General features: G+C 72.8%; 14 protein-coding genes and 1 tRNA gene. 2 read left to right on the top strand and 13 right to left on the bottom strand.

Annotated elements, in window-relative coordinates; translation table 11 throughout:
- Positions 1–20: 20 nt before the first annotated feature.
- A complete protein-coding gene (locus ABS735_RS12800) occupies positions 21–1,823 on the bottom strand; it encodes a LuxR family transcriptional regulator AbsR2 (RefSeq protein WP_373905942.1) in 1,803 nt (600 codons plus the stop codon).
- A 96-nt stretch (positions 1,824–1,919) separates the two neighbouring features.
- On the opposite strand from ABS735_RS12800, the gene absR1 reads away from it, so the two are divergent.
- Positions 1,920–2,999 (top strand): beta-glucuronidase AbsR1, encoded by a 1,080-nt coding sequence (absR1, locus tag ABS735_RS12795; protein ID WP_373905943.1) that lies wholly within the window; start codon positions 1,920–1,922, stop codon positions 2,997–2,999.
- Between the two features lie 227 nt (positions 3,000–3,226).
- Here absR1 and ABS735_RS12790 read toward each other — a convergent pair.
- The 6 genes from ABS735_RS12790 to ABS735_RS12765 all read right to left on the bottom strand — a co-directional run bounded on the left by ABS735_RS12790 (position 3,227) and on the right by ABS735_RS12765 (position 9,941).
- A tRNA-Pro gene (locus tag ABS735_RS12790) sits at positions 3,227–3,300 on the bottom strand.
- Positions 3,301–3,417: 117 nt separating this feature from the next.
- Positions 3,418–4,491 (bottom strand): Ldh family oxidoreductase, encoded by a 1,074-nt coding sequence (locus ABS735_RS12785; RefSeq protein WP_373900917.1) that lies wholly within the window; start codon positions 4,489–4,491, stop codon positions 3,418–3,420.
- 17 nt (positions 4,492–4,508) lie between these two features.
- On the bottom strand, positions 4,509–6,218 hold the full coding sequence (locus ABS735_RS12780; protein WP_373900916.1) for a thiamine pyrophosphate-dependent enzyme: 1,710 nt from the start codon (positions 6,216–6,218) through the stop codon (positions 4,509–4,511).
- Positions 6,219–6,231: 13 nt separating this feature from the next.
- Positions 6,232–7,092 carry an amidohydrolase family protein gene (locus tag ABS735_RS12775; protein ID WP_373900915.1) on the bottom strand — a complete coding sequence of 287 codons (861 nt, stop codon included), beginning with the start codon at positions 7,090–7,092 and terminating at the stop codon, positions 6,232–6,234.
- Between the two features lie 161 nt (positions 7,093–7,253).
- Positions 7,254–8,453, bottom strand: coding sequence for an L-2-hydroxyglutarate oxidase (gene lhgO / locus ABS735_RS12770; protein WP_373900914.1), 1,200 nt, complete (start codon positions 8,451–8,453; stop codon positions 7,254–7,256).
- A 39-nt stretch (positions 8,454–8,492) separates the two neighbouring features.
- Positions 8,493–9,941, bottom strand: a complete 1,449-nt coding sequence (locus ABS735_RS12765) for an aldehyde dehydrogenase family protein (protein ID WP_373900913.1) — start codon at positions 9,939–9,941, stop codon at positions 8,493–8,495.
- Between the two features lie 225 nt (positions 9,942–10,166).
- Between ABS735_RS12765 and ABS735_RS12760 the strand changes: the two genes are divergently transcribed.
- Positions 10,167–10,454, top strand: coding sequence for a putative quinol monooxygenase (locus tag ABS735_RS12760; protein WP_373900912.1), 288 nt, complete (start codon positions 10,167–10,169; stop codon positions 10,452–10,454).
- 51 nt (positions 10,455–10,505) lie between these two features.
- Here the strand turns inward: ABS735_RS12760 and ABS735_RS12755 are convergent, their stop codons facing one another.
- From ABS735_RS12755 to ABS735_RS12730, 6 genes are read right to left on the bottom strand one after another with little or no spacing between them, the layout of a single operon-like run.
- Entirely contained in the window at positions 10,506–11,510 is a 1,005-nt protein-coding gene (locus ABS735_RS12755) for a uroporphyrinogen decarboxylase/cobalamine-independent methonine synthase family protein (RefSeq protein ID WP_373900911.1), read from the bottom strand.
- A gap of 3 nt (positions 11,511–11,513) precedes the next feature.
- Positions 11,514–11,993 carry a GlcG/HbpS family heme-binding protein gene (locus ABS735_RS12750; protein WP_373900910.1) on the bottom strand — a complete coding sequence of 160 codons (480 nt, stop codon included), beginning with the start codon at positions 11,991–11,993 and terminating at the stop codon, positions 11,514–11,516.
- A complete protein-coding gene (locus tag ABS735_RS12745; protein ID WP_373900909.1) occupies positions 11,990–12,775 on the bottom strand; it encodes an alpha/beta fold hydrolase in 786 nt (261 codons plus the stop codon). The genes ABS735_RS12750 and ABS735_RS12745 overlap by 4 nt, the downstream gene beginning before the upstream one ends.
- A 33-nt stretch (positions 12,776–12,808) precedes the next feature.
- Positions 12,809–13,180 carry a VOC family protein gene (locus tag ABS735_RS12740; protein WP_373900908.1) on the bottom strand — a complete coding sequence of 124 codons (372 nt, stop codon included), beginning with the start codon at positions 13,178–13,180 and terminating at the stop codon, positions 12,809–12,811.
- Positions 13,177–13,950 carry a fumarylacetoacetate hydrolase family protein gene (locus ABS735_RS12735; RefSeq protein WP_373900907.1) on the bottom strand — a complete coding sequence of 258 codons (774 nt, stop codon included), beginning with the start codon at positions 13,948–13,950 and terminating at the stop codon, positions 13,177–13,179. The genes ABS735_RS12740 and ABS735_RS12735 overlap by 4 nt, the downstream gene beginning before the upstream one ends.
- Positions 13,947–15,395 (bottom strand): NAD-dependent succinate-semialdehyde dehydrogenase, encoded by a 1,449-nt coding sequence (locus ABS735_RS12730; RefSeq protein ID WP_373900906.1) that lies wholly within the window; start codon positions 15,393–15,395, stop codon positions 13,947–13,949. The genes ABS735_RS12735 and ABS735_RS12730 overlap by 4 nt, the downstream gene beginning before the upstream one ends.
- Between the last annotated feature and the right edge of the window lie 75 nt (positions 15,396–15,470).

Below are 15,470 nucleotides of genomic sequence, written 5' to 3'. Positions count from 1 at the left end.
CCCCGGGACCCGGCCACGGGTCAGGCGGGCTGGGGCTCGGGCAGTTCCATGAGCCAGGACAGGGCGCCACGGTCGCCCGCGCCGAGGCGGGTGTAGGCGCCGTAGAGGTGGTTGCCGACGGTGCGGACGGAGAGGGTGAGTCGCTCCGCGATCTGCCGGTTGCTCAGGCCGGCGGCGGCGAGCGTGACGATCTGCCGCTGCCGGGCGGTGAGTTCGCCGAGCACCAGGCCGGACAGCGCGGGGGTGCGGGCGCCCTGGCAGCGCCGGGCGAGGGCGGCGGCGCGGGTACGGGCGGTGCGGGCGGCGCGGGGGTCGCGGTGGGCGCGTACGGCCTGGGCGTGCGCCTCGGCCGCGAACAGCAGGAAGCCGTGCCGTTCCAGTTCCTCGGCGACCCGGTCGAGCGCCGGTCCGTCCTGGCGCGCGAGGGCGTCGGCGTGTGCCGCGAAGACGCCGGTCAGCCGGCCGGCCGCCTGCTCGGGCGCGCCGAGCCGGACGGCGTCGTACGGGTCGCCCGCGGCGGCCGCCCGGACCGCCTCGTCGAGGTCACCGCGCGCGGCGGCGGCCCAGGCGGCGCAGGCCCCCGCCGTACCGCCGCTCCCCGCCGGGTCGTCGCCCGACTGTGCGACGGCCAGGGCGAGTTCGCCGCGGCAGGCCGCATCGTCGTGGGCGTTCCGCAGGCCCTCGCGGGCCCAGGCCGCGGCGTCGCGCAGCCGGCCGCGCAGCCGTGCGTACCGGGCACGCAGCGCCGCGTACGGGGCCGGCAGCGGTGCGCCCTCGGCGGCCAGCCAGTCTCCCACGGGCGTCTCGACCGGTCGTACGTCCGCCTGCTCGACGCGCAGGGCGAGGGCGGCCCGCTCCGCCTCCAGGGCGGGTCTGGTCCGGTCGGGGGTGCGGGCCAGGCGCCGGGCCCGCAGCCGGCCCGCGGCGGCACGCAGCACCGGGCCGTGCAGCGGGTGGGCGAGACGGGTGGCGCCGTGGTCGTCGACGGTGACCAGTCCCTCGGCCTCCAGGTTCTCCAGGGTCCGCAGGTCGAGGGCGTCGAGGCCCAGGGGCAGCGGCTCGGCGAAGGCTAGGCGGTCGAGGGTCTCCCGCTCCTCGGTGCGGACGCGGTCGAGGACCCGGGCGGTGTGCTCCCGTACCGTCGGAGTGATCGGTACGGGTCCCCGCCACGCGCGCTGGTCCGTGCCCGGCACCGGCACGAGCAGGCCCTCCTCGCGCACGGCGGTCAGCAGCTCGCGCAGCAGCCGCAGGTCGCCCCGGCACAGGCGGTGCAGCCGGTCGACGGTGAGCGGTTCCAGGACGGTGTCCGCGCCTGCCGTGAGGAGTTCCGCGGTCTCCTCGCGGGGCAGCGGTTCCAGGGCGAGGCGCGGCAGCAGTTCCCCGGACCACAGCCGGGACACCGCGCCCGGTGCGGGGGCGCCGTCGGTGGCGACGACCAGGAGGCGGGTGCGGCCGTGTACGGCGAGCTGGTGCAGGAGGGCGGCGGAGGAACCGTCGAGCAGGTGCGCGTCGTCGACCAGCAGCAGCCGTACTCCGGACAGGAGACGGACCGCCCGGTGCAGGGTGACGGTCCCGGGCAGCAGGTGGGCGAAGGCGGCGAAGGGGATGTCCCGGGTCTCGGGCGTCCCGGCGGCCCGGGCCCAGTCCGCGCCGCGCACGGCCTCGGTCACGAGCCTCGTCTTGCCCGAACCCGCCGGGCCCGTCACCACGAGGCCGCCCCGTCCGGCCGCCACGGACCTGCGCACCAGCTCCAGTTCGTCCGCCCGCCCGGTGAACGGCCAGGGGGCCTCCAGCGTCTTCGCGTCCCGCAGAGAAGTCGTCACGGGAACATGAGTCGGCCTACTCAGCCGTGATACAGGGTGACTTGAGTACCCCTCGACTCAGGCGTCGGAGGCGGGTCGGACGGCACCCTGACGACCATGACCGCACGCTACTGCTCGCTCGCGCGGCAGCCCGCCCCCGTGCTCGCGCCGGGGCTGGCCGCCGAGCGCGCCGCCGCGCTCGTCGGCGGGCAGCGGATGTGGGTCAACGGAACCGTGCTGCACTACTGCTTCCTCGGCGGCGACATCGACACCTCGGTGGTCCCGATGCCGGGCACCGGCCGGCCGCGGCGGGGTTCGTGGGTGGGGACCGAGGAGCAGCGGGACGTGGTCCGCGACAGTTTCCGGGAGTGGCGGGACCTCGGCATCGGGCTCGATCTCACTGAGGTCCGCGACCGGTCGGAGGCGGAGCTGCGCATCGGCTTCCAGCCCGGCGACGGCTCCTGGTCGGCGGTGGGCAAGGACGCGCTCCGGGTCGGGCTCAACGACCGTACGATGAACTTCGGCTGGGACCTGACCGCACCGGGTGAGCGTGCGACGGCCCTGCACCAGATCGGGCACGCGCTCGGCATGCTGCACGAGCACCAGAGCCCGTTCGCCGGCATCCTCTGGGACGACGAGGCCGTCTACGCCGAGCTGGCGGGCCCGCCCAACCACTGGAGCCGGGAGCGGACCTTCCACAACATCCTGCGCAAGCTCGACGGCGACGAGGCCAACGGCCCGGTCTGGGACCCACAGTCGATCATGGAGTACCCCTTCCCCTCGGGTCTGATACTGGAGCCCGAGCACTACCGTTCCGGCCTGCACCCGCCCGGGGTCCTCTCCGCCGCCGACAAGGAGTTCGCCCTGCGCTGGTACCCGCCCACCGGCCGGCCCGGTCCGCTGGTGCCCTTCCGCTCGGTGCCGCTGGGTCTCGGGCCCGGCGAGCAGGCCGACTTCCGGGTGGACCCGCCGGAGACCCGCGAGTACACGGTGGGCACCTTCGGCGACAGCGACGCCGTCGTCGTCGTCTTCGAGGAGCGGGACGGCGTGCCCCGCTACTTCGCCGGACAGGACGACGGGGGAAGCCCCCGCAACGCCACGATCAGGGCCCGTTTCGTCAAGGGCCGCCGCTATGTCGTCCGGGTGCGCCTGTACTCCGCGTGGGGTGCGGGCGAGACGGCGGTCATGTACTGGTGACCGCACGGCTCGCAGACGCCCGGGCGCCGTGGCCACGAACCGGCGCCGGGGGCCGGCCGCGGAACGTCCCCTTCGGGGGAGGGCGGACGTTCCGCGGCCCACGCCGTGTCCGCCGCTGGGGGCGGCGGACACGGCCATGCGTTCGACGTGATCAGACGGGACGAAGCCCGTGCCCCAGCGAAAAGGGTCTCCGCGAGCTTCCGCCCGCGAAGACCCTCCGCACACCGTCGGGACGACAGGATTTGAACCTGCGACCCCTTGACCCCCAGTCAAGTGCGCTACCAAGCTGCGCCACGTCCCGGTGCGCGATCCGCATTTTCCGTGATCGCGCTGGTCAAGCCTACCCCATCCACGCGGCAGGGCGGAGTCGCCGGCCGGCCCCTCCCCTCCGGGGCGGCCGGCGACGTAAGGGTGCGCGCTACACGGTCGCGGGTGGGGTGATCCCGGACGCGGCCGCCCGCTCGGTGAGGTCGCGCCACACCTTCGGTGCCACCGGTACCCCGTCCGCGCCGCGTTGCACGGCGAGGGCGGCGCTGCGTTCGCCGGGGTAGTACACCCCGTCCGCGTCGTCCGCGACCGGCAGGCCCTTCAGGGTGGCGAGGGTGTCGTCGACGGCGTCGGTGAAGTCCTCCGCACTGCCGCCGAACGCGGCGGGGTCGAGGGCGCTGAGCAGGGCGTTCTGGCGGTGCTTGCGGCCGGCCGGGTCGTCGGAGTGGAAGGCGGCGAAGATCGGTGCCCCGACGAGCACACTGGTGAGCATTTCGAAGGCGAGGGACATGCCGGACCCCTTGGCGCCGCCCAGCGGCAGCGGCATGACCGCCTGCTCGGGGTCGGTGGTGGGGGTGCCGTCCGCGGTGGCGGCGGCGTTCTCGGGCAGCGGCGTGCCGTTGGTCTTCGCCTGGCGGATCTTGCCGAGCGCGATGGTGGCGGTGGCCATGTCCAGGAGGAGCGGGGCGCGGTCCGCGGCCGGGACCGCGACGGCGAGCGGGCTGGTGGCGACGGCGGCGCCCTTGACGCCGGTGTAGCCCATGTTGGGCATGCCGGCGACGAAGCCGAGGCCGACCAGGCCCTGTTCGGCGATCCGGGAGACGTAGTAGCCGATGGCGCCGGTGTGCACGGTGCGGCGCACGCCGACGGAGGCGATGCCGAAGGCGCGGGCCCGCTCGATGGCCTCGTCGGCGGCGGCGGTGAGCGCGACCGGGCCGGGAGCGCGGTCGGCGTCGATCACCGCGGCGGCCGGCCTGGTCGACTCGACCTTCAGATCCGGCGCGGCGTTGGCGACGCCCTTGGCGAGCAGGTCCAGATAGGCGGGGACGCGGGCGATGCCGTGGGACTCGACCCCTCGCTGTGCCGCCCAGACGAAGACGTCGGCGGTGGTGCGGGCGTGTTCGGCGCTCAGGCCGCCCTTCTCCAGGAGGGCGGCGGCGAAGGCGCGCAGGTCGTCGGCGGGGACGCGGACCTTCCCCGGCTTGGGGGTGGCGGTGTCGGTCATGGTGCGGGTCTCCTGGGTCAGCGGGTGACGAGGACGTCGACGACGGCGGTGGTGCCCTCCGCCACGGCCTTCAGCGCGCGCTCCAGGGCGGGCGCGAGGGCGTCGGTGGTGTCGACGGTCTCGGTGTGCATGCCGAACGGTTCGGCGAAGGCCGCGAGGCGGGGCAGCCGGTGCAGGTCGGTGCCGAGCCACTCGCCGGTGTCGGCCGCCGCGCCCTCGGGGTAGAAGCGGCGGTGGTTGAGGTTCATCGACTTGTAGACACGGTTGTTGAAGACCACGATCAGCACCGGCAGGTCGTAGGCCTTGGCCGCGTCGTACGACTGGATGACCGGGTTGTAGGTGAAGGCGCCGTCACCGATGGTGAGGACCACCGGCCGCTGCTTCGCGGCCAGTTTGACGCCGAGCGCGACGGCGATGCCCTGGCCGAGGCCGCCCTGGACGTAGAAGTACGAGTCGGGGTCGGCGGTCTGCAGGTGGCGCTTGACCACGCGGCTGTGGGTGATGGTCTCGTCGACGACGATGCCGTCCTGCCCGGCCAGCAGTCTGCGCAGGGTGGCGGCGACCAGTACCGGGTCGACGCCCTCGGACTGCTCCGCCTTGGCCTCGGCGGCGGCGACGGCGGCCTGTTCGGCGGCGTGCCGCTCCTCCTGCGCCGCACGCCGCGCCGCCACCGCCCGGCCGTCCAGGTCCTTCGCCCGCTTGGCCAGCTGGCGCAGGGTGTTGGCGACGTTGCCCTCCAGGTACACGTCCGCGAAGAGCACCTGGTAGACGATGTGCGGGCGCTGCGGCACCTGGTCGATGACGACGATCTTCGCCTTCGACGGCTTCCGGCTCGGCGGGTAGAAGGGGGCGCGGCAGTTGACCAGGAGGATCAGGTCCGCCTCGTCCATCCACGGGCCGATGTCGCTGCCGGCGTGCAGCGGGTGGGTGCGCGGGAAGTTGCCGCACACCGCCGAGTCGGGCTCGACGACCGGGATGTCCCACGCCTCGGCGAAGGCGACCAGGGCCTCGAAGCCGCCCGCCTCCCGGCCCGCGGTCTCGGTGACGATCACGGGGTTCTTCGCCTCGCGGATCAGCTGGGCGACCGGGTCGACCTCCTCGGGCGAGGAGTGCGTGGAGCCCGGCGCCACGGTCGGCTTGGCCTCGCGCCCGTCCCAGTCCTCCAGGAGGATCTCCAGCGGGATGTTCAGGTAGGCGGGTCCTGCCGGGGCCCGCCAGGCGAGTTCGGCCGCCCGCGTGATCATCGTGGGCAGGGTGCTGATGTCGGCGGCCTCGTTGGCCCACTTGGTGAAGGGCTGGGCCACGTGGTGCGGGCCGCCCACGATGGACAGGTTGCGGTACCACTGGCCGCCCGGGTCCTGGCCGGGGCCGTCGCCGTACGTGGTCGACTCGGAGGAGGCGACCAGCATCGGGACGCCGGCGAGGAGCGCCCCGTGCACGGCCATGGAGCCCTGGAGCAGGCCCGGCGCGGCGTGCAGCAGCACGCCCTGCGGGCGCCGTTCGACCAGTCCGTAGCCGGTGGCCATGCCGACCGCCACCGTCTCGTGGGTGAGGTCCAGGTACCGCGGCGCGGGCTCCCCGTCGCGGTGGCGGCGGGCCAGGGACTCCCACACCGGGGCCCACTCGGACCCCGATGAGCAGAAGATGTACTCGGCGCCGACGGCGTTCAGGGCGGAGACGACGGCGTCACCGCCGTCGGCGCCCGGCTTGTTCTTGCTGTCCGTCATCTCGTGTGTGTCCTCAGCCCTCGATCGGCCAGTTCAGGACCTCGGAGATACCGCGGCCCATGATCCATTCAAGCTCCTCGGGCGTGAAGTCCCAGTGCTTGGTGAACTGCTCGATCGTGTCGGTGTACGTGATGCCGTGGCCGAGCAGGCGGGTGATGTCGGTGCCGTAGAAGCACCGCTGCGGCCCCATCTTGTCGACCATCTCGCGGACGTACTTCTGGATGTTGTTGTTCGGGAAGGGCTGCGTGGAGTAGCCGGGCAGCGCCGAGACCTTGACGTAGATGTTGGGGTGGGCGGCTAGGTCGGCGGTCTCCGACACCCAGTAGCCGATCGCGTCGTCGACGCAGCGGGCCATGATGCCCATGTGGTCGATGATGATCTTCAGCTCGGGGTGCTTGGCGGCGATCTCGCCCAGCTCGCGCTTCCAGATCGGCGCGTGGACCATGGTGGGGATGCCGAGTTCCTCGGCGATCGGCCAGTACCAGTCGTTGGTGCCGTCGATCATCCAGTTGCGGTCCTGCGGGCGGTGGAAGGTGAGCCGGGTGCCCTTGATGTGCGGGTTCTGGGCGAAGTCCTTCAGCATCGCGGTGCCCTCGGCCTCGTTGTCCTGCGGGACGCGGGCCATGATGCCGAAGCGGTCCGGGTGGGCCTCGCAGGCCTCCAGGGCGTAGTCGATGCGGTTGCCCTCCCAGGACGGCGGGAGGATCAGCGCCCGGTTGACGCCGGCCTCGTCCATCAGCTCCAGGGCCTCCTCGTACGAGAAGGGGTCCTCGCGGTGGCCGTTGAGGCGGATCCGCTCGCGGGCGCCCGGGACCCAGGGGCGGTCCGGGGTCTCTTCCTTCCAGATGTGGATCTGGGTGTCGACGACGAACATGTCGTGGCCTCTCTCTTCTCGGACGTGCTGTCACGTGCCCGACGGGGTGGTGAGGTGGTGCGGCAAGAACGCTAGGCGGGTGCCGGGGACTTGCCGAGAGCCTGGGATGCAAGCTCTTGTTGCGCGGAGGACCCCTGTGAGCAGGGCATTCTCAGCATGCGTCAGCCGTCGCCGAAGACCTCGCCGGCGATGTGCTCGGCGATCGCCATGGACGCCGTGGCGGCCGGCGAGGGCGCGTTGCGCACGGCGGTGATCCGGCCCACCCGGTGGATGCGGAAGTCGTCCACGAGGGTGCCGTCCCGGTCCAGCGCCTGGGCGCGTACGCCCGCTCCGCCGCGTACGACGTCCGCCGCGCCGACGCCGGGGACGTAGAGCCCGGCGTCCTTCATGAAGGCCGTCCTGGACAGGGCGCCGCGGTACTCCTTGACGCCGGTGCGCCAGTGCTGCGCCGCCATCCGCCAGGAGCCGGGGTAGGCGGCGAGGCCGAGCAGGTCGCGTGGGCTGATCCGCCCGAGGGTGTAGCCCTCCCTGGCCAGGGCCAGTACGGCGTTGGGGCCGACCTCGACCGAGCCGTCGACGCGGGGGGTGAAGTGGACGCCGAGGAACGGGTAGCGCGGGTCCGGCACCGGGTAGATCAGGCCGCGGACCAGGTGGGTGCGGTCGGGCTTGAGCAGCATGTACTCGCCGCGGAACGGGACGATCTTCGGCTCCCGCCCGTCCCGGGCGAGCTTCGCGACGGCGTCGGACTGGAGGCCGGCGCACAGGATCAGCCGGTCCACCTTGACCTGGTCCTGCCCGGAGGCGACCTCGATTCCGCCGGGCACGGTGGTGATGCCGGTGACGGGGAAGCCGAGCTTCACCTCGCCCCCGGAGTCGGCGATGTCCTTGGCGAACTCGCGGGCGATCGCCGGGTAGTCGGTGATGGCGGTGCGCGGGGAGTGCAGGGCGGCGATGCCGCCGGCGTGCGGCTCCAGTTCCTTGATCTCGTCCTTGGAGACCTTCCTGAGGTCGGGCACGTGGTTGTTCTTCGCCCGCTCGTAGAGGTTCTCCATGCGGCCCAGCTCGTCCTGTCGGACGGCCGTCACCAGCTTTCCGATCTCCCGGTAGGGCAGCTCCCGGTCCTGGCAGTACTCGCGCAGCAGGGACACCCCGCGTACGCACAGGTCGGCCTTGAGGCTGCCGGGGGTGTAGTAGATGCCGGCGTGGACGACACCCGAGTTGTGTCCGGTCTGGTGCTGCGAGACCCTCTGCTCCTTCTCGAACACGACGACCCGGGTGCCGGGGCGCCGGAGCGCGATCTCGCGGGCCGTGGCCAGGCCCACGATGCCGGCGCCGACGATGCCGACCGTCTCGTCAGCCATCGGCATCCTCCTTCCTGTTCGTGCCGCTCTCCCGCGTGCTCACGCGCCGAAGTGGACGGCGACCGTCTTGACGCGGGTGGAGAAGCGCAGGACCTCTTCGCCCTGCTCCTTGTACGCCGTGCCGGACTCGCGGAAGCCGCCGAAGGGCAGGTGGACGTCCCAGCCGGTGGTGGTGGTGTTGACGGCGACCTGTCCGCACTCGGCCTCGTCGGCGAAGCGGTACGCGGCGGCGAGGTCGCGGGTGAAGACGGCGGCGGCGAGTCCGTAGTCGGAGTCGTTGACGGCCGCGACGGCGGCGGTGAAGTCGTCCACGGCACGCAGGGCGAGGACCGGGCCGAAGACCTCCTCGCGCCAGATCGCCGTCCCGGGGGTGACGTCGGCGAGGACGGTGGGCCGCACGTAGCAGCCGTGGGCGCGGTCGCCCTCGGTGTCGGCGGTGCCGCCGGTGAGTACGGTGGCGCCCTGCTCGACGGCCCGCTCCAGGTCGGCGAGGACGCTGTCGCGCTGGCGGGGGCTGGAGAGCGGGCACAGGGTGGTGGCCGGGTCGGTGCCGGGGCCGACGGTGAGGGCCTCGACCTCGGCGACCAGGAGGCGGGCGAACTCCTCGTACACCGGCCGCTCCACGATCACCCGGCTGGTGGCGGTGCAGCGCTGCCCCGCCTGGCCGAAGGAGGCGGCGACGACGCCCTTCGCGGCGGCGGCCAGGTCGGCGTCCTTGAGGACCACGGAGGCGTTCTTGCCGCCGAGTTCGCCCTGGAAGCGGACGTTGCGGTCGGCGAGGCGGCGGCGGATGCGGTTGCCGACGGCGTTGGATCCGGTGAAGGTGATGCCGGTGATCCGGGGGTCGTCGAGGAGGGCCTCCTCGATCTCGGCGGTGCGGCCGGTGACGACGTTCAGGACGCCGGCGGGCAGTCCCGCGTCGTGCAGGGCACGGGCCAGGTGCAGTCCCGACGCCGGGGTCTCGGTGGCCGGCTTGAACACCGCCGCGTTGCCCGTGGCGAGCAGCGGGGCGAGCTTGCGGGCCGGGGTGATCAGCGGGTCGTTCCAGGGGCTGATGACCAGGATGACGCCGATGGGCTCGCGCTGGGTGTGCGTACGGGTGTCGGGGCGGGCGTCGTGCAGGAGGGTGCCGTAGCCCTGGCGGGCGAGGCCCGCGTAGTAGTCGAGGAAGTCGGCGGCCTTGCCGGCCTCGCCGCGGGCCTCCGCGAGGGTCTTGCCGTTCTCGGCGGTGACGTCGGCGGCGATCGTGTCGAGGCGCTCGCGCAGGAGGCGGGCGGCGTCGGTGAAGATGCGGGCCCGCTCGAAGGGGCTGGTGCGCTTCCAGACCGCGAAGCCCTGCTCGGCCAGGTCGTAGGCCCGGGTGACGTCCTTGGCGGACAGGGCCGGAACACGGGCGACGGGGGCGCGGACGTCGGCCGGGTCGTGGACGTCGATCCACTCGCCGGTCGTCACCCACTCTCCGCCCAGGAGCGTTTCCACAGTGCGCATCAGATCACTTCTTCCTTCTCGACCGAGGTGCGAATGCCCGCGGTCCCAGCTGGTCGGCCATGCGGGGCCGGATGCGACAACACACCATGCGAGGGTTGGTTCACCAGCCCTGCGACGGCAGGCATTGGTTGCAGCGCGCGCAGGTCGGCGCGGGGTTGTTCCGTGCTGGAATCGGCCGGCCGGACGGTGTGCACGACGCCGCCGGGAACCGAGGAGAGTCGAGACATGGCCTACGCAGTCGTCGCCCGCTACCGCTGCGCCCCCGCCGACGAGGCGGCCGTGCGCGCCGCACTGCTGAGAGCGCGGGAGGGGACCCGGGCGGAACCGGCGAACCAGCTCTACGAGGTGCACGCCGTGGCGGACGAGCCCGGCGGCTTCCTGCTCTACGAGCGGTACGACGACGCCGCCGGGTTCGAGGCGCACAAGGCGGCGCCGCACTTCAAGGAGCAGATCGTCGAGACGGTGTGGCCGCTGCTGACGGAGCGGTCGGTGACGTTCGCCGAAGCACTGTGAAACGGAAGGTGGCGGGGAGGACCGGGTGCTCCCGGTCCTCCCCGCCACCTTTCAGAACTCGTTGCCCCAGCAGTAGCGGGCGATCGTCTCGACCAGGACCAGCTTCCTGCGCTGGTCCTCCGCGCTCAGCAGCGGCCGGGAGGCGATGTCGGCGAAGCCGCGGGACGGGGAGACGGCGGCGTCCTCGAGGTCCTTGAACTCGCCGACGGCGTCGACGCGGCTCATCACCGTGTCGATGTCCTCCAGCTCGGGCACGGTGGCGTCCACGACGCCCAGACACACGTCACGGTCCTCGGGCAGCGCCCGTACGAGGTCCAGTTCGGCCCGCGTGCCCTGGTCGAAGGGCAGCACCCAGCGGTCCGCCGGCACCTCGGTGTAGAGGCGCTCGGCCCGTGCCCGGTCCACGGCGGCCGGTGCCGCCCAGCCGGGCGCCACACCGATGCGTACGCCCTCGGGGCGCTCGTCCAGCCGTACCGCCGCCGCGTCCACCGCGAGCGCGTCCGCGAAGGACAGGGCGCTGCCGCCGGCCGGATCGACGGCGACGTGGTCCAGCAGGAGCGGGTTGTCCAGCTGGATCAGCCGGACGCCCTGGGCGACCAGCAGCGCGATCTCCGCCCGGACGATCTCGGCGAGCGCCTCGCCCAGTTCGCGGGCGGACGCCGGTCCGAGCCCGGCCTGGAACGTGGTGGCGGCGAGGTACGCCGGGGACGGCAGCGTCGCCTTCGGGGCGATCACCGTCAGCGCGGCGAGGCGGGTGCCGTAGTCGGGGAGCAGGGCGCCGTTCGCCTTCGGCACGGACTCGGCGACCCAGCGGACCAGGCCGTCGGGACCGGTCTCGCCGGTGCGGCGGAAGCCGTCGACGGCGTCGAGGACGGCGCCGCGGAAGTCCTCGCGGGGAAAGTCGCCGTCGGTGACGACGGTGGAGCGCAGCCCCCGCTGGAGGACGACCGCCTCCCGCACGGCCGCGTCCACCGACTCCGGGTCGTCGGTCGCGAGCCCGGCGGGCCGCACCAGGCTGCCGTGGTGGTCGATGCGGTAGTTGAACGTGTCGGCCATGGGTCAGGCGTCCTTTCCGGAGTCGCCGGCCGGCGTGCCCGCGACACCCCAGGCGGCGAACTCCAGTTCGTAGCCGAGGGCGGCGAGCACCTCGTCGGCGATCACCTGGTCCTCGTCGGCGGTGCCGCCGGCGATGCCGAGGCCGCCGATGATCTCGCCGTCCTTCTTGATGGTGACGCTGCCGTCGGTGGCCATGATGGGCATCGCGGCGCCGGGCAGCTGGGAGAGCTGGGAGAAGAAGACGGGCTGGCTCTCCTGCCACTTCTTGAGCATCTTGCCGGGGCGCTGCATGACGGCCGCGGTGTACGCCTTGGCGCGGGCGATGTCGGGGGTGAGGGGGCGGGCGCCGTCGGGGCGGCGGACGGCGACGACGAAGCCGCCCGCGTCGACGACGGCGACGCTCACCGCCTTGCCGATCGCCTGCGCGCGCTTGTGGGCGGCGGCGATGATCTCCTCGGCGGCGTCGAGGGTGATGTTGCTCATGCGGCTTCCTTCGGGGCGGTGAGGGTGCGGCGCAGGCGGGCGACGGCCGCGTTGTACGGCTCGGGTGTCTCCCAGTACATGGAGTGCGGGGCGCCTGGGACGATCTCCAGGTGCGAGCCGGGCAGCAGTTCGTGGGCGCGGGTCACCGTCTTGACGCCGAGGACCGCGTCCTTCTCGCCGGCCAGGAAGGCGACCTTGACGCCGGAGGCCTGGATCTCCTCCAGGGAGGGGCCGTCGGTGTCGAGGTTGCGCAGGTCCTGCATCCTGGCCACGTTGAAGGTGCCCATCTGCTGGAACAGGAAGGTGAGGTCGGCGCGCCCGGTCTGGAAGGGTTTGGTCAGCAGGCGGTCGATGACCGGCAGCTTGACGGCCTCGGCGCGGTCGGCGGCGGCCAGTTCCCTCAGCTCGGGGTGGCTGATGCCGCCGAGGGAGTGGCCGAGGACGACGCTGCTCACGCGCTCGGGCCGCAGCAGACCGGCGCGGAGCGCGGCGACCGAGCCGATGGACTGGCCGACCAGCATGACGTCGGTGAGGTCCTCGGCCTCCAGGACCGCGACCACGTCGCCCGGGAAGTCCTGGCCGTCGAACTCGGGCATGGACGAGTCGGACTTGCCGAAACCGCGCAGGTCGACGGTGACCACGGTGAACTCGTCGCGCAGCGCCGCGACCTGCTGCCACCAGGCGGCGTGGTGGCCGCCGCTGCCGTGCACGAACAGGATCGCCGGGCCGCTGCCGTGGCGTTCGTAGTAGATGGAGGTGCCGTAGGAGTCGGCGAGGGGCATGGGATGAACTCCTGAACTCCTGTGCGTGCCGGTCTAGTTGGGGCGCTTGGCGTGGTGGACCAGCTCGATCATCGTGTGGTCGGGGTCGTGGATGTAGCAGAACTTGGACTGGTTCTCGGGGCGCTGGATGGGCCGGGTGTGCCGGATGCCCAGCTCCTTGAGGTGGGCGAGGAACTCGTCCCAGTCGTCGACCTCGACGGCGAAGTGGTAGGGCGCCATGCGCTCCATCTCCTCGACCGGCGTGAAGTGCAGGTCGAAGTTGCCCCGGGTCATCAGCACCACACGGGTGTTGGACTTGGGCTGGATGCGCTTCATCCCGAACACCTTGGTGTACCAGGCGGCGGTCCGGTCGGGGTCGGTGGTGGGGAAGTTGACGTGGTGGATGTAGCGGGGTTCCGCGCTCATGACTGATTTCCTTCCAGGAGTACGGGGTTGGACAGCACACCGATGCCGCCGATCTCGACGTCCACGGTGTCGCCGGGCTCGAGGCGGCAGACGGACTCGGCGCCCATCCACAGCACGTCGCCGGGGTGCATGGTGTTGTGTTTGGTGATCTCGACGATGTAGGCGAAGGGGTCGAAGACCATGTCGCCGGTCGGGAACTCGGCGCGGGTGACGCCGTTGACGCGGAGTGTGGTGGTCTGGGCGAGGGCGTCGACGTCGGTCTCGATCCAGGGGCCCATCGGCTTGAAGGTGTCGCTGTTCTTGCTGCGCCAGAAGGTGCGGTCCTGGTGCTGCCAGGTGCGGGCGCTGACGTCGTTGCCGATGGTCCAGCCGAAGATCGCCTCGCGGGCCTCGTCGTGGGTGGCGTGGCGCAGGGTGCGGCCGATGACGGCGACGAGTTCGGGCTCGGCCTCGAAGCGGCCGGTGACGTCGGCCGGTTTGACGATGGGCGAGAGGTGGCCGGTGAGGGCGTTGTTGGCGCGGTAGCCGACCTCGGGGCGCTCGGGGGTGGCGGCTCCCGCGTGGGCGATGTGCCGGGGGTAGTTCATGCCGACGGCGTAGAAGACGGGCGGGACGACGGGCGGCAGCCACTGCGCGTCGCTGCGCCGGACGGTGGCGATGACGTCGCAGCCGGCCTCTTCGAGCGGGGAGCCGGACAGCAGCTCGACGTGCTCCTCCCCCACGCGGCCCCAGACCGCCCGCCCGCCGACCGAGATGCGCGCGTACCTCATGGCGCCAGCAGGTGGGAGACGCGCTTGGTGATCAGGTAGGCGTCCAGCGCCTCGGGGCCGCCCTCGCGGCCGTAGCCGCTGTCCTTGACGCCGCCGGAGGGCGCCTCGTGGACGGAGCCGCCGCAGTGGTTGAGGGAGAGGATGCCGGCCTCCAGTTCCCCGGAGAGCTTCTCGGCGGTCGCGGCGGAGCCGGTGAAGCCGTAGGCGGCCAGTCCGTAGGGCAGGGCGTTCGCGAGGGCGAGGGCGTCGTCGAGGTCGCCGAACGGGACGATCGGCGCGAGCGGCCCGAACGGCTCCTCGGAGAGCAGCTCCGCGTCCTCGGGTACGTCGGTGAGGACGGTCGGCGCGAAGAAGTAGCCGGGTCGGTCGAGGCGTTCGCCGCCGGTGAGGACCTTGGCGCCGCGGGCGACGGCGTCGGCGGTGAGGCGTTCCATGGCCACCAGGCGGCGCTCGTTGGCGAGCGGGCCCATGGTGGTGCCCTCTTCCCGTCCGTCGCCGACGACGACCGCCTCGGCCGCCCGGACGAACTCGGCGGTGAACTCCGCCACGATCGACTCGTGGACGAGGAAGCGGCTGGGCGAGGTGCACACCTGCCCGGCGTTGGCCCACTTGGCCTGCGCCGCCCTGCGGGCCGCCGTCACGGGGTCGGCGTCCGCGCAGACGATCACCGGGGCGTGGCCGCCCAGTTCCATCAGGGAGGGCTTCATGACCTCGCCGGCCCTGGCGGCGAGGAGCTTGCCGACGGGGACGGAGCCGGTGAAGGCGACGAGCCGGGTGACCGGGGAGGAGATCAGGTGCTCGGAGACCTCGGCGGGTTCGCCGAAAACGAGGTTGAGCACGCCGGGCGGCAGACCCGCGTCGGCGTAGCAGCGGACCAGTTCCATCGCCGTGGCCGGGGTCTCCTCGGAGGCCTTGATGACCAGGGAGCAGCCGGCCGACAGGGCCGAGGAGATCTTGCGGTTGGGCCCGCCGACGGGGAAGTTCCAGGGGACGAAGGCGGCGACGGGGCCTATGGGTTCGCGCCGGACGGTGAGCACGGTGCCGGGGGCGGAGGGGATGATGCGGCCGTAGGCGCGGCGGGCGTCGTCGGCGTGCCAGCGCAGGGTCTCGGCAGTGCGGCGGGCCTCGCCGGTGGACTCGCGCAGCGGCTTGCCCTGTTCGCGGGTCATGACCCGGCCGATCTCGGGGGCACGCTCGGCGATCAGGTCGGCGGCGGCGTGCAGGATGCGGGTGCGCTCGGCCACGGGGGTCGCGCGCCACACCTCGAAGCCCTTGGCGGCGGCGTCCAGCGCCCGGTCCAGGTCGGCGGCGGTGGCCAGGGGTACTTCCCCGATCACCTCCTCGGTGGCCGGGTCGACGACGGGGGCGGTGTCCTCGGTGCCGCCCTGGCACCACTGGCCCGCGATGTACATGCGGACGGCGGGGTAGCCGTGATCGGTGGTCATGGATGTATGCCCTCTCAGGGTCAGGACGGGGCGGAGGTCAGGGCGGGGCGCGTGGGTCAGGACGAGGCGGGGGTG

Origin of the sequence: Streptomyces sp. MMCC 100 (genome assembly GCF_041538145.2) — a bacterium.
GTDB lineage: Bacteria > Actinomycetota > Actinomycetes > Streptomycetales > Streptomycetaceae > Streptomyces.
The sequence above is the reverse complement of the archived record's forward strand: the minus strand, read 5'-3'. Positions and strand labels throughout refer to the sequence as shown.